12 protein-coding genes are annotated in these 12,992 nt (G+C 68.7%); 9 read left to right on the top strand and 3 right to left on the bottom strand.

The genetic code is table 11. The features are described 5' to 3' along the window. The first annotated feature begins 67 nt into the window (after window positions 1-67). Window positions 68-661, top strand: coding sequence for a 5-formyltetrahydrofolate cyclo-ligase (locus tag ABZX65_RS13775; protein WP_355337858.1), 594 nt, complete (start codon window positions 68-70; stop codon window positions 659-661). Between the two features lie 53 nt (window positions 662-714). On the opposite strand, the gene ABZX65_RS13770 is transcribed toward ABZX65_RS13775, so the two are convergent. Next, window positions 715-3,429: a penicillin acylase family protein gene (locus ABZX65_RS13770; RefSeq protein ID WP_355337855.1), complete on the bottom strand. Its 2,715-nt coding sequence runs from the start codon at window positions 3,427-3,429 to the stop codon at window positions 715-717. A 157-nt stretch (window positions 3,430-3,586) separates the two neighbouring features. Here ABZX65_RS13770 and ABZX65_RS13765 point away from each other — a divergent pair, with 157 nt between their 5' ends. The 6 genes from ABZX65_RS13765 to mscL all read left to right on the top strand — a co-directional run bounded on the left by ABZX65_RS13765 (window position 3,587) and on the right by mscL (window position 9,368). Next, a complete protein-coding gene (locus ABZX65_RS13765; protein WP_355338084.1) occupies window positions 3,587-5,116 on the top strand; it encodes a potassium/proton antiporter in 1,530 nt (509 codons plus the stop codon). A 295-nt stretch (window positions 5,117-5,411) separates the two neighbouring features. Further along, window positions 5,412-6,662 carry an MFS transporter gene (locus ABZX65_RS13760; RefSeq protein ID WP_355338081.1) on the top strand — a complete coding sequence of 417 codons (1,251 nt, stop codon included), beginning with the start codon at window positions 5,412-5,414 and terminating at the stop codon, window positions 6,660-6,662. Between the two features lie 66 nt (window positions 6,663-6,728). Further along, entirely contained in the window at window positions 6,729-7,061 is a 333-nt protein-coding gene (locus ABZX65_RS13755) for an FmdB family zinc ribbon protein (protein ID WP_355337852.1), read from the top strand. Between the two features lie 93 nt (window positions 7,062-7,154). Continuing rightward, entirely contained in the window at window positions 7,155-8,012 is an 858-nt protein-coding gene (locus ABZX65_RS13750; RefSeq protein ID WP_355337849.1) for an S-methyl-5'-thioadenosine phosphorylase, read from the top strand. A 336-nt stretch (window positions 8,013-8,348) separates the two neighbouring features. Then, window positions 8,349-8,795 carry a hypothetical protein gene (locus ABZX65_RS13745; protein ID WP_355337846.1) on the top strand — a complete coding sequence of 149 codons (447 nt, stop codon included), beginning with the start codon at window positions 8,349-8,351 and terminating at the stop codon, window positions 8,793-8,795. 102 nt (window positions 8,796-8,897) lie between these two features. Further along, window positions 8,898-9,368, top strand: coding sequence for a large conductance mechanosensitive channel protein MscL (gene mscL, locus ABZX65_RS13740; protein ID WP_355337843.1), 471 nt, complete (start codon window positions 8,898-8,900; stop codon window positions 9,366-9,368). Between the two features lie 13 nt (window positions 9,369-9,381). Here the strand turns inward: mscL and ABZX65_RS13735 are convergent, their stop codons facing one another. Continuing rightward, a complete protein-coding gene (locus tag ABZX65_RS13735) occupies window positions 9,382-9,606 on the bottom strand; it encodes a hypothetical protein (protein WP_355337840.1) in 225 nt (74 codons plus the stop codon). Window positions 9,607-9,887: 281 nt separating this feature from the next. Here ABZX65_RS13735 and ABZX65_RS13730 point away from each other — a divergent pair, with 281 nt between their 5' ends. Together ABZX65_RS13730 and ABZX65_RS13725 are read left to right on the top strand one after the other, a co-directional pair. Beyond that, window positions 9,888-10,970 (top strand): PLP-dependent cysteine synthase family protein, encoded by a 1,083-nt coding sequence (locus tag ABZX65_RS13730; RefSeq protein ID WP_355337837.1) that lies wholly within the window; start codon window positions 9,888-9,890, stop codon window positions 10,968-10,970. A gap of 62 nt (window positions 10,971-11,032) precedes the next feature. Continuing rightward, the gene (locus ABZX65_RS13725) at window positions 11,033-12,265 is read left to right on the top strand and encodes a low temperature requirement protein A (RefSeq protein WP_355337834.1); all 1,233 of its coding nucleotides are present in this window, start codon (window positions 11,033-11,035) and stop codon (window positions 12,263-12,265) included. On the opposite strand, the gene ABZX65_RS13720 is transcribed toward ABZX65_RS13725, so the two are convergent. Beyond that, on the bottom strand, window positions 12,223-12,957 hold the full coding sequence (locus ABZX65_RS13720) for a VIT family protein (protein WP_355337831.1): 735 nt from the start codon (window positions 12,955-12,957) through the stop codon (window positions 12,223-12,225). The two genes, ABZX65_RS13725 and ABZX65_RS13720, sit on opposite strands and share 43 nt — an antisense overlap. Window positions 12,958-12,992 lie beyond the last annotated feature (35 nt).

Genomic DNA, 12,992 nt, shown 5'->3' with positions numbered 1-12,992 from the left:
GGGCAAGTATTTGCCCGAAGACGAAGGTACGACTGGTTGTGACGGATTGGTGACGGATGTGTGTGGTATGAGCGACGCCCGCGAGCGAAAAGCAGCACTGCGGACCCGGCTCCTGCGCACCCGACGCGACCTTACCGCCGCCGACCGCGCCGCCGCAGCGACAGCGCTCTCGCAGACCGTACGCGGCCTGCCCGAACTGGCCGCCCCCGGACCGGTGGCCGCCTATGTGTCGATCGGCGCGGAGCCCGGCACCCGGGAGTTGATCGACACCCTGCGGAACGCCGGTACGCGCGTCCTACTGCCCGTCCTGCTCCCCGACAACGACTTGGACTGGGCCGCATACGACGGCCCCGACGCCCTGCACCGCACCGGACGCGGCCTGTTCGAGCCGACCGGCGAACACCTCGGCCCCCAAGCCGTCACCACGGCGCGGGCCGTTCTGCTGCCTGGCCTCGCCGTGGACGCGCGCGGTGTACGTCTTGGCCGCGGCGGCGGCTCGTACGACCGGGTCCTCGGCCGGCTGAGGGAGGCCGCGGTCGATCCGCTTCTCATGGTGCTGCTCTACGCGCACGAGGTGGTCGAACGGGTTCCGCAGGAACCGCACGACCACCTCGTAGACCTGGCGGTGACACCGGAAGGAGTGCACCGCTTCACCAGGTGATGTCATTCGCGCGTGACGTTTTCCGTCACCAGGTGCGCGATTACCGGTGTGATTTACGGAGTGAGTGCCATCTTCGCCTTGGTGGCCTTGTCCACCTGCTCGGCGGAGAACACCCAGGGGAGAAGTTCGCCGTTCGCCCACATATTGGTCTGGTCGGTGTAATGCGCGTTGTAGACGTGACCTGACGCGCCCGTCAGATTGATCCACCGGGACTTGTCGAGGTCCTGGAGATTGACGATCATCCGCATGGACGGGACCCAGACGACGTCGTAACCGCCCGCCGCGTTCCAGCCGGTCGCGTTCACGGCCGCCTCACCGCCGCCGAGCTGCCAGGGGCCGCGGTTGAGCAGCCACTTGAGCACGGCGGGGCCTTCGGTTCCCAGCGTCTGGTTCTTCAGCTCCAGCTTGTGGAGGCGGCCCCAGCTCCAGGTGTCGATGTCCTTGCCGAGCTTGGCGGTCAGTTCGTAGCGGGCGTCCTTCATGGCCTGCCCAAGGAGCTGGTCACGATCGCTGTGGTGCTTCTTGTCGGGGTCTCCGCTGAAGAACGCCGTTGTCGACATCGTCCACCAGGGGCTGTTCTGCTGCGGCAGCATCTTGCGAACGACCTCGAACCACCGGTCGCCGCCGTCCGGCTGCGCCTCGTCGGCATCCCGCTCGCCGCACTCGTGGACCGTGCCGCTGCTGCCGTCGAGATTGTCGACCGGCCCGGTCTGCCCGGCCGGGGGCACGCGCAGGCACTGCCCCTCGGGACGCAATTCCTTGGGCAGCTTGTTGCCGAAGGCCAGCTTCAGGACATTGCGCCACACCGCGTTGAAGTACGCGGCGGCGGCGGAATCGGCGTCCTGGTTGAAGTCCCAGCCCTCCAGCAGTTGCTGCGCCTTGCGTACATAGTCGCCCTTGTCGTTCGTGATGTTGATCTTCAGAAGATATGGAACGAGGAGCTTGGCGATCTCACTGCTGCTGTCGCCCTGCATCGACTGCATGTCGTCCATGGAGACCTTGCCGCCGTCCTTGATCTTGGACGCGATGAGGTCGTTGATGCGCTGGCTCCTGGTGCCGTATCCCCAGTCCTCGGTCAGCAGGTACGGGTACTTGCTCTGATCGATGACGGCCTGGTTGGCGGTCACGATGTATCCGCGGGAGGGGTTGTACTCGTACGGCATCGACTTGAACGGGATCGTGCCCGTCCAGTCGTAGTGCGAGTCCCAGCCGGGCACCGGGTACGTACCGTCCACACCGTCGGCGCGCGTCGGCACCTGCCCCGGCGCCTGGTAGCCGATATTGCCCTTGGTGTCGGCGTAGATCAGATTCTGCGACGGGACCGCGAAGTCGGCGGCGGCGGCCCGGAACTGGTCGAAGTCCGTCGCCTTGTCGAGTTCGAAGACGGCGTCCATGGTCTTCGAGGGCTCGAGCGCCGTCCATCGCAGAGCGACGGCATAACCACTGTTGACGCCGCCCGGTGGATCGGTGACGGGTGCGGTCTGCCCGACGGTGCGGATCTCGTCGCTGCGGTCGGAGATCACGGGGCCGTTGTTGGTTTCGCGCACCGTAATAGTGCGGCTTTTACCACCCGCGACCTTGATGGTCTCCTGGCGCGTCTTGAAGGGCAGTTGCTTGCCGTCGTAGAGGTAAGTGCCCGCCGTGACCTTCTCCAGATAGAGGTCGGTGACGTCCGCCCCCAGGTTGGTCATTCCCCAGGCGATGCTCTGGTTGTGGCCGATGACGACCCCTGGCATTCCTGAGAAGGTGTAACCAGCGACGTCGTACGGGCAGGCGGCATTCACCACCCGGCAGTGCAGGCCCATCTGGTACCAGAGGGAGGGAAGCTGCGGCGCCAGGTGCGGGTCATTGGCCAGCAGCGGCTTGCCGGTGGTGGTGTAGGTGCCGGACACCACCCATGAGTTGGAGCCGATGCCGTCACCCGACGGACCGAGCAGCGCGGGCATCTGGTCGATGATCTGCGAGATACCCGAAAGCTGTGTGTTGACCGAGCTGCTGAGTCCCTGCGGGCCGCCGGACGACGCGGGCTCGTACGCGCCGGTGATCTTGTTGACGGAACCGCCGTCCACGATCGGCCGGTTGCGGTCGTACGGATACGCCGGGTAGAGCTGCTTGATCTGCGCCTGGCTGAGGCGGCTGGTCATCAGGGCGCGGTCGATCTCGTCCTGCATGTTGCCGCGCAGGTCCCAGGCCATCGCCTTGAGCCAGGCGACGGAGTCGACCGGCGTCCAGGGTGCGGGTTTGTAGTCGTTGCTGAACGACAGCGCCGCGTACTCGACCGACAGTCCGGCGCCACTGTGGTCCTTGAGGTAGGCGTTGACCCCGTCGGAGTACGCCTGAAGGTACGTCTTGGTGGTGGCGTCGAGCTTGGTGTCGTATTCCTTCTGCGCGACGCCGCGCCAGTTCAGGGTGCGCAGGAAGGCGTCGGTCTCGACCTGGCCCTTGCCGAACATCTCGGACAGCCGTCCCGAGGTGAGATGGCGGCGTACGTCCATCTCGTAGAACCGATCCTGCGCCTGGACGAAGCCCTGGGCGCGGAAAAGGTCCTCGGGGCTGTCGGCGTAGACCTGCGGGATGCCGTTCGCGTCGCGCATGACGTCGACGGGCCCTGACAGGCCCTTGAGCTTCAGCGAGCCCGATGTCTGCGGGAAGGAGGCGCGGACGGTGCTCACGCTCCAGTAGGACCCGAATCCGATGCCCGCTACGAGCAGCAGCACGAACGCGATCACGATGAAGCGTACGCGGCGGGATTTCTTCCGTGCGGGCATCGCTGTCCTTCGAGGGGCAGGGCGGACCGGTGATCAAGGTGCTCGTTGTGCAAGGGCAACCATAGGGGCAGCCCAGCGGTCGGCGGCCGGTGGGCCGTGGAATGTCAAGAGAGCGTAAAATGTTAGGTAAGGCAACGAAGTTGAAAGGACCGGCACCCTGACTGTCCACCATCTCAACGAGATCCTGCTGGTCGGCGCCTCAGTACTGCTGGTCGCGGTCGTGGCCGTGCGCCTCGCCTCACGCAGTGGCCTTCCCACCCTGCTCATCTACCTGGGCATTGGCGTCATCATGGGCCAGGACGGCGTCTTCGGCTTCACCTTCAACGACGTCCAGCTCACCCAAGTCCTGGGTTATGCCGCACTGGTGGTGATCCTCGCCGAAGGCGGACTTGGTACGAAATGGCAGGAAATCAAACCGGTACTGCCCGCCGCTGCGGTGTTGTCGACATTCGGCTTGATGCTGAGCGTCTTCGTCACCGCCGGCGCCGCGCACTATCTGGTGGGCCTCGACTGGCGGCAGGCGCTGATCATCGGCGCGGTGGTGTCGTCGACGGACGCGGCCGCCGTCTTCTCCGTGCTGCGCAATGTGGCGCTTCCCAAGCGCGTGACCGGCGTCCTGGAGGCCGAGTCCGGCTTCAACGACGCCCCTGTCGTGATCCTGGTGGTCGCCTTCTCGGCGGCGGGTCCCGTCGACCACTGGTACCACTTGGTGGGCGAGATCGCGCTGGAGTTGGTCATCGGTGCCGCGATCGGGCTCGCGGTCGGCTGGTGCGGCGCCTACGGCCTCAGACACGTCGCCCTGCCCGCTTCCGGCCTCTACCCGATCGCCGTCATGGCGATCGCCGTCACCGCCTACGCGGCAGGTGCCATGGCGCACGGCTCCGGCTTCCTCGCCGTCTACATCGCCTCGCTCATCCTCGGCAACGCCAAACTTCCACACCGGCCCGCGACTCGCGGTTTCGCCGAAGGGCTCGGCTGGATCGCTCAGATCGGCCTGTTCGTCCTGCTCGGTCTGCTCATCACACCGCACGAACTGGGTGACGATGTCGTCCCCGCTCTGATCATCGGACTGTTCCTGACCGCGGTCGCCCGGCCCGCCTCCGTGATCGCAAGCCTGCTGCCCTTCCGCATCCCCTGGCGCGAACAGGCACTGATGTCCTGGGCGGGGCTGCGCGGCGCGGTGCCGATCGTGCTCGCCACCATCCCCATGGTGGCGGGAATCACCGACAGCAAGCGGATCTTCAACATCGTCTTCGTCCTGGTGATCGTCTACACCGTGGTGCAGGGCCCGACCCTGCCATGGTTCGCCCGCCGACTGCGGCTGTCCGGCGACAGCAACGGCGACGCCGCCGACCTCGGCATCGAATCCGCGCCGCTGGAACGGCTCCAGGGCCACCTGCTGTCCGTCGCCATCCCCAACGGCTCACGCATGCACGGCGTCGAGGTGGACGAACTGCGGCTGCCCACCGGCGCCGCCGTCACCCTGGTGGTACGCGAGGGCGCCAGTTTCGTACCGCTGCCGTCGACCGTGCTGCGGCGCGGAGACGAACTGCTCGTGGTGACCACCGATCCGGTACGGGACGCGGCCGAGGCCCGACTGCGGGCCGTCGGGCGCGGCGGCAAGCTCGCCGGGTGGCTCGGAGAGAAGCCGCCTGGTCGGCAACGCGGCCGACCAGGCGACCGATAAATCCGATCAACGTCCGGACCGCACCAGGTGCGCGAAAACGGCTCCGGTCTCCGCGTATCATGGTGAGGTATTTGTCGAGTTCAACCTCTGTCTGACGCAGAGCCGGCGCGGATTCCCGCGCTGAGCGGACGGCTCTCGGCGCGGTCATTCGCGGACCTGGATCCGCGTCCGCGCTACCAGGCGGCAGAAAGACCAGGCTGTGGCATCCAAGGTGCCCACCTCCCCGTCCACGTCCCCACCCGGGACAACGCCCACGCCCGCCGCTGTCGACGCAAAGACCGGCTACCGGCAACTACTGAGCACCCCCGGCGCCTGGGCCTTCCTGCTCCCCGGCTTCGCGGCCCGGCAGCCGTTCGCGATGCTCACCATCGGCATGGTGCTGCTCGTCGAGCACACCACCGGCTCCTACGGCACCGCGGGAGCCGCCGCGGCCGTCACCGGGGTCTCGATGGCCCTGTGCGCCCCGAGGAGCGGCCGACTGGCCGACCGCTTCGGGCAACGTGCCGTCCTCGTACCAGGCGTCGCTCTGCACACCGTCTCCGTCATCGGGCTGGTGACGCTCGCGCTGACCCATGCGCCTACCTGGACGCTGTTCGCGGCGGCCGTGCCCGCTGGTGCCACCGTGCCGCAGATCGGGCCCATGGTGCGCGCCCGCTGGGCGGTGGCGTTGAACGGCTCGGCAACCGCCCCGTCCAGCGCCGCCTCCCCCTTGATGACAACGGCCGCGGCCTTCGAGTCGGTGACCGACGAGTTCACCTTCGTCATCGGCCCTGTGCTCGCCACCGCGCTGTGCACCGCGGTGCACCCGGCGGGCGGGCTGATCACCGAGGCGGCGCTGACCCTTGCGGGAGGAATCCTCTTCGCCGCGCAGAGAAGTACCGCGCCCGTTCCGCACCCCACCATGGGGGGCGTCAGCGGAAAACCCGCCTCGGCCTTGTCCGTACCCGGAGTGCGCGCGCTCGCCGTCGCCTTCCTCGGTATCGGCGCCGTCTTTGGCGGCATGCAGGTGTCGCTGACCGCCTTCACCCAGGAAATCGGCCGGCCCGGCATCAGCGGCCTGTTGTACGGGACCTTCGCCGCCGGAAACATGCTGGCGGGCGTCGTCTACGGCGCGGTCGCCTGGCGCCGCAGCCCCCGCGCCAGGCTGCTCGCGGCGTACGCGGCCCTGACACTCGCCTGCGCCCCGCTGTGGGCCGTGCACGCCGTGCCGGTGCTGGCACCGCTCGGGCTGCTGGTGGGCCTGTGCATCGCCCCCACGCTCATCACGGGCTACACGATGGTGGACGCCCTGGTACCGGGCGAGTCCCGGACCGAGGCGTTCACGTGGCTGACGGGGGCGGTCGCGCTCGGGCAGGCGGCCGCCGTCACGACGGCCGGGCTGCTGGCCGACCACGCCGGCTCGCACGCCGGTTTCACGGTGCCATTGGCGGGCACGGCGCTGGCGCTCATGGTGCTGGTGGGGCTCCGCGAGAGGTTGGTGCCACAATCGCGAGGAGTGATCGCGTCGGGTGTGATCGGTCACCGTGCGGCGGTCCCGGTGGACTGACGCCGGGAAATACTGCACTATTGAGCGTCGTTAGCACTCAATGAGTGAGAGTGCCAGGAGGAGCAAGTGCCGACGTACCAGTACCAGTGCACCGAGTGCGGCGAGGGCCTCGAGGCGGTGCAGAAGTTCAGCGATGACGCGCTGACCGAGTGCCCCAACTGCGGCGGACGCCTGCGCAAGGTCTTCTCCGCCGTGGGCGTGGTCTTCAAGGGCTCCGGTTTCTACCGGACCGACAGCCGCGGCTCGTCCACGAGCAGCGCGCCTGCCGCCAAGAGCAGCAACTCGGACAGCAAGCCCGACAGCAAGCCGTCCTCCGGCTCGTCGTCGGGTTCATCGTCCGGCTCCTCTTCGGGTTCCGGCACGGGCTCCTCGTCCTCGAACAGCACGTCGGCGGCCTGAGCCCTTCCGAGGCTTTCGCGGACCTTACGAACCCCCGCCGTTTTCGCGGTGGGGGTTTCGTCGTGTGCCCGGCGTCGCAATAGGGTGATCGACATGGTGCAGAGCAGCAGTGCGGCGGACGCGCAGGCCGAGATCGGCGTCATCGGCGGATCCGGTTTCTACTCCTTCCTCGACGATGTGAGCGAAATCACGGTCGAGACTCCCTACGGCCCGCCGAGCGACTCGCTGTTCGTCGGCGAGGTAGCGGGGCGCCGGGTGGCGTTCCTGCCCCGGCACGGTCGCAAGCACCATCTGCCACCGCACAAGATCAATTACCGCGCCAATCTGTGGGCGTTGCGGTCCGTCGGCGCGCGCCAGGTGCTCGGTCCGTGCGCGGTGGGCGGTCTGCGCACCGAGTTCGGCCCCGGAACGCTGCTGGTGCCCGACCAACTCGTGGACCGTACGAAGTCGCGCGCCCAGTCGTACTTCGACGGCGAGACGCGAGCCGACGGTCAGGTGCCGAACGTGGTCCATGTGACCTTTGCCGACCCGTACTGCCCGGTGGGCCGGAAGGCCGCCGTCGGCACGGCACGGTCGGGTGGCTGGGAGGCGGTCGACGGCGGGACGCTGGTGGTGGTCGAGGGTCCCCGCTTCTCGACGCGCGCGGAATCGCTCTGGCACGCGGCGCAGGGCTGGTCCGTGGTCGGGATGACCGGCCACCCCGAGGCCGTGCTCGCCCGCGAACTGGGGCTTTGCTACACGTCGTTGACGCTGGTCACCGATCTGGACGCGGGCGCCGACACCGGAGAGGGCGTCTCCCACGAGGAGGTGCTGGAGGTCTTCGCGGCCAATGTCGGCCGGATGCGGGACGTGCTCTTCGACCTGATCGGCGAGCTGCCGGACAACGACGCGCGGGACTGCCTGTGCGTGGACTCGCTGGGGGGCCAGGACCCGGGGATCGTCCTCCCCTAGCACGCGGACTCCCGTATCACTTAGCTCCTGCCTTCCGCGAAGCGGTAATTCACGCCTCCGGGTGGCCGAGTTATCCACAAGTCGGGAGTTGTCCACAGGGATCGGAGCGCTGTCGGCGCCGTGCGCGATGGTGGATGCATCGACCGGACATACCGGTATCGAGCACCTCACGTCAGGCGGTGGTCCGTCATGTCCTGCTCCCCCACTCCCTATTCGGCTCCGGCGTGCCCCGAGCCGTACACGCCGCCGCGTTGCGCGGTGCCGGACTTCCCGCCGATCCGAGCGGGCGGCCGACGGCAGCTCCTGCGGCGGTCGCCGGGGCGCCGACGGCGCTCATTGGCCTTCGGTCTGGCGCTGACGGCGGCCGCGCTGGCGGCGGCCGCGGCGCACGGGACCGGCCCGCGTCATGACGCGGCGGCCCCACGCGGACCCGCACCGGCCAGCGACACCACCCACGCAGCGACCGTACGGGCGCCCCATGACGTGGCCGAGGTGCTGGTCAGGGCGCCGGTGCGGATCGCCGACGCGGCGGCCGTCGCGCTGCTGCGCCCTGGTGACCGGATCGATGTGCTGGCCAGTTCGCGGGTGGTGGCGTCGAACGCGACCGTTGTGGCCGTGCCGGGCCGGGCGGACGGCTCGAAGCCCGCAGGAGAGTCCGCCCCACCCGATGTCAGTGGCGGTGGAGGCGGCGGGGCACTGGTCGTGGTGGCCGTGCCACGCCGTACGGCGGCGGCGCTCTCCGGAGCGGCCGTCTCGTCACCGCTGGCGGTGACATTGTGCTGAATCACCCGTTCGTGGACGGCGATTGGACACGCCGAACCCGCATTGCCTTCTATGGCGGAACCCATCATTCCGCCACATCGGCGTCACGGAAGAGGCATAGCGGTGACCGACATGAACAAGCCGGGCGTGCTGGCAGGCTTCAAGGAATTCATCACGCGCGGGAACGTGATCGACCTCGCGGTCGCGGTCGTCATCGGTGCCGCGTTCACCAACATCGTGAACTCCGTGGTGAACGGCGTGATCAATCCCCTGGTCGGTGCCTTCGGTACGAAGGATCTCGTTGGGTACTCGTCCTGTCTGAAAGGCCCGTGCGTCGTCAACGACAAGGGCGAGACGATCAGCGGGATCCACATCCTGTGGGGCTCGGTGCTGAGCGCCGTCCTGACGTTCCTGATCACCGCGGCGGTCGTGTACTTCCTGATGGTCGTACCGATGTCCCGCTACCTGGCGCGGCAGGCGAGCAAGCGCAAGCACGACGAGGTGGTGGAGAAGGCGGCCGAGGTCGAGGAGATCACACTGCTGCGCGACATCCGCGACGCGCTGGTCTCGCCGCGCAGCGGGGGCGGGAACTGATCGTCCGCTCGGCTCAGAGGTGGTGCGGCGGCTTCTCGTTGAGGAAGCGCGTGAAGTCGTCGTCATCGGCCGCCGAGCCGGAGGGCCGGTCGCCCCAGCCCCGGTCGGTGTCGTCGGCCGAGGGGCGGTCGAGCGGATCGTCGAAGACGAGGCCCGAGGGGCCCACCGGGGGTACGACCGCCGGGGCGGGTTCGTCGCCGGGGTTCTCGGCCGGGGTGCGATCGGGGGCGCTGCTCATGCCTCCAGGGTACGGCGGGGCGTCGGTGGCCGGGCTGTCGTCCCTGCTCAAGCGGCCGGAGGGAGATACCCCAAGTGTCCGTTTGAGGCAGTCGGCCGGATATACCTGGCCGCATGCAGACACCGGACCCGACGCCCTCGCCCACACCGGCAGCCGTACGCCCGGACCCGGAGAGCGGGGAACAGCGACGCGCACAGGCACACGTACCGGAGCGGGAGCACGTAGAGGCGCGGGCGCGGGAACAGGATCTCGACCGAAGCGACCTCGCGTACCGCCGCTGGTTGAGCGAGGCTGTGGGGAAGGTCCATGCCGACGCCAATCGGTCCGCCGATACCCATTTGCTGTCAGTTCCGCTCCCGGCGGACTGGGGCGTCGACCTCTATCTGAAGGACGAGTCCACACATCCGACGGGCTCGCTGAAGCACCGCCTGGCGCGCTCGCTGTTCCTGTACGCCCTGTGCAACGGCTGGATCCGGCCGGGGCGGCCGGTGATCGAGGCGTCCAGCGGGTCGACGGCGGTCTCGGAGGCGTACTTCGCCCGGCTGATCGGTGTCCCCTTTGTGGCCGTGATGGCACGTGGGACGGTGCGGTCGAAGATCGAGCTGATCGAGTTCCACGGGGGCCGATGTCATCTGGTCGACGACCCGTGCGAGGTGTACGGGACGGCGGCACGGCTGGCGCAGGAGACCGGCGGCCACTACATGGATCAGTTCACGTACGCGGAGCGGGCGACGGACTGGCGGGGCAACAACAACATCGCCGAGTCGATCTTCCGGCAGATGGCGGTCGAGCGGTTCCCGGTCCCGACGTGGATCGTGGCGACGGCCGGCACCGGGGGGACGTCGGCGACGCTGGCCAGGTACGTGCGGTACGCCCAGGCGACGACGGGGATCTGTGTCGCGGATCCGGAGAATTCGGCGTTCTTTCCAGGCTGGCGGGATCACGATCCGGCGGTGACGACCGGAGCGGGGTCCCGTATCGAGGGGATCGGCCGCCAGCGGGTGGAGCCGAGTTTCGTGCCCGGCGCGATCGACCGCATGATGCGGGTCCCGGACGCCGCTTCCATCGCGTGCGTGCGCGTCCTGGAGCGCCTGCTCGGCCGCCGGGCGGGCGCGTCAACCGGCACCGGGCTGTGGGCCGCCTTCCGGATCATCTCCGAGATGCGCGAACGCGGTGAACAGGGCAGCGTGGTGGGCCTGTTGTGTGATCCGGGTGAGCGGTATCTGGAGAAGTACTACTCGGACGGCTGGCTGGCCGAACAGGGCATCCGGATCGGCCCTTACGTGGAGCGCGTCGAACGCTTCCTGACGACGGGGGAGCTGGCGCGGGCGGATTCGCCGAGCGGGCAGGCGAGTCGGGGCTGAGCGGCCTGGAATTCCGCGCGGCGCGCTGCGCGTAGTGCCTGCCGTACTCCATGGTGTCCTCCATGACTGAACCGACGACTCCGGCAGGTCCGGTGGCCAGGACCAGCGGCGCGTTGCGCCGGATGACGGCACGCAGCCGCGACGAGGAAGACCGCACGTCCACGCCACTTGAGCTGTTCTTCGACCTGTGTTTCGTGGTCGCGGTCGCGCAGGCGGGCGTCCGGCTGGTGCATGCCGCCGTGGAGGGGCATCCGGGACACGGCGTGACCGGTTACCTGTTGGTCTTCTTCGCCATCTGGTGGGCGTGGGTCAACTTTTCATGGTTCGCCTCCGCATACGACACGGACGATGTGCCGTACCGGATCACCACGCTGGTGCAGATCGTCGGTGTGCTGATGCTGGCAGCGGGTGTGCCGCGCGCCTTCGACAGCGGCGACTTCCGGTTGGCGGTGTGCGGATACGCGGTGATGCGGCTGGCGTTGGTGACGCAGTGGCTGCGGGCGGCCGGGGCGGAGACGGGCGCGGCCCGGGGGACGGCTCTGCGGTACGCGTTCGGGGTGACGTTGTGCCAAGTGGGCTGGATGGCGTTGCTGTTGCCGCACGGTGCGCCGCCGGTGTGGGCGTTCGTGTTGTTGGCGGTGGCGGAGATGTCGGTGCCTGTGCTGGCGGAGCGGGCGGCACCGACGACGTGGCATCCGCGTCACATCGCGGAGCGGTACGGATTGTTCACGATCATCGTGCTCGGGGAGTCGGTGTCCTCGGCGACCATCGCCGTGCAGTCGGCGGCCGACGAGCACGACGCGCTCGGTGAGTTGTTGCCGATCGCCATCGGCGGGTTGCTGATTGTCTTCGCCGCGTGGTGGATCTACTTCGCGGTGCCGATCCATGACCACCTGGTGTCGAACAGGCAGGCGTTCCTTTGGGGTTACGGCCACTTCGCGGTGTTCGGTTCGGCGGCGGCGATCGGGGCGGGGATGGAGATCGCAGTCGAGCAGGCGGTCGGGAAGGCGGAGATCTCGACGCGGGTGGCGGCGGCCTGGGTCACGGTTCCCGCCGCGGTGTTTCTCATCACTGTCTGGTTGTTGCACTCACGGCACTACAAGCGGGGTCTCGCGCAGCAGCTCACGCTGCCGGTCTCGGGGGTGGTGGTGTTGGCGTGCACCTTCACGGGTTCGCATGCCGTGTTGTGGGCCGGGTTGGTGTGTGCGGTCACGGTGGGGGTGGGGGTGACGTTGCAGGCGCGGGGTGGTAGTCAGACGGCGCCGGTCGCGCCGAGGAGCTCGCCGACGGCGTAGGTGATGGCCATCGCGATGGCGCCGCCCGCGGCGTTGCGGAGGATGGCGGGGCCGGTCGGTGCGCTGCCGAGGCGGGCGCTCGCCCAGCCGCAGCCGACGAGGGCCAGCAGGACGGAGACGACGGTGACGGCCAGGCGCCATGAGGTGGGCGGCAGGACGATGGCCAGGAGCGGGAGCAGGGCGCCGATGGTGAAGGAGACGAAGCTGGCGCCGGCCGCGTGCCAGGGGTTGGCGAGTTCGTCGGGGTTGATGCCGAGTTCGACGCGGGCGTGGGCGCCGAGGGCGTCGCGTTCGGTGAGTTGCTCGGCGACTTCGCGGGCGAGTTCCTGGCTGATGCCGCGGTCTTCGAGGAGGCCGGTGAGTTCGTCGAGTTCGGCTTGGGGGGTGGTGGCGAGTTCTTCGCGTTCCAGGGCGAGGGCGGCCTGTTCGGAGTCGCGTTGTGTGCTGACGGAGACGTATTCGCCCGCCGCCATCGACAGGGAGCCCGCGAGGAGCCCGGCCATGCCCGCGGTCAGGAGCGTGGAGCGGGAGTCGGTGGCTCCCGCGACGCCGACGACCAGGCCCGCGGTGGACACGATGCCGTCGTTGGCGCCGAGTACGGCGGCGCGCAGCCAGTTGAGCCGGGTGCCGAGTCCGTCGTGGTGGGGCTCGTTCTTGTGGGGCCCGGCTTGGGCGTCGGTCTGGTCGTCCATAGGCCGAAGCGTCTCACCTGGGGCGGTCGTGCCCG

It is taken from the genome of Streptomyces sp. NPDC003300, from assembly GCF_040610915.1.
In the GTDB taxonomy this organism is placed as follows: Bacteria; Actinomycetota; Actinomycetes; order Streptomycetales; family Streptomycetaceae; genus Actinacidiphila.
The sequence above is the reverse complement of the archived record's forward strand: the minus strand, read 5'-3'. Positions and strand labels throughout refer to the sequence as shown.

Bases quoted from the DNA above. Each gene is read 5' to 3' on its own strand.
- ABZX65_RS13775 (WP_355337858.1), top strand. From the start codon at position 68: ATGAGCGACGCCCGCGAGCGAAAAGCAGCACTGCGGACCCGGCTCCTG.
- ABZX65_RS13770 (WP_355337855.1), bottom strand. From the start codon at position 3,429: ATGCCCGCACGGAAGAAATCCCGCCGCGTACGCTTCATCGTGATCGCG.
- ABZX65_RS13750 (WP_355337849.1), top strand. From the start codon at position 7,155: ATGGTGCAGAGCAGCAGTGCGGCGGACGCGCAGGCCGAGATCGGCGTC.
- ABZX65_RS13735 (WP_355337840.1), bottom strand. From the start codon at position 9,606: ATGAGCAGCGCCCCCGATCGCACCCCGGCCGAGAACCCCGGCGACGAA.
- ABZX65_RS13725 (WP_355337834.1), top strand. From the start codon at position 11,033: ATGACTGAACCGACGACTCCGGCAGGTCCGGTGGCCAGGACCAGCGGC.
- ABZX65_RS13720 (WP_355337831.1), bottom strand. From the start codon at position 12,957: ATGGACGACCAGACCGACGCCCAAGCCGGGCCCCACAAGAACGAGCCC.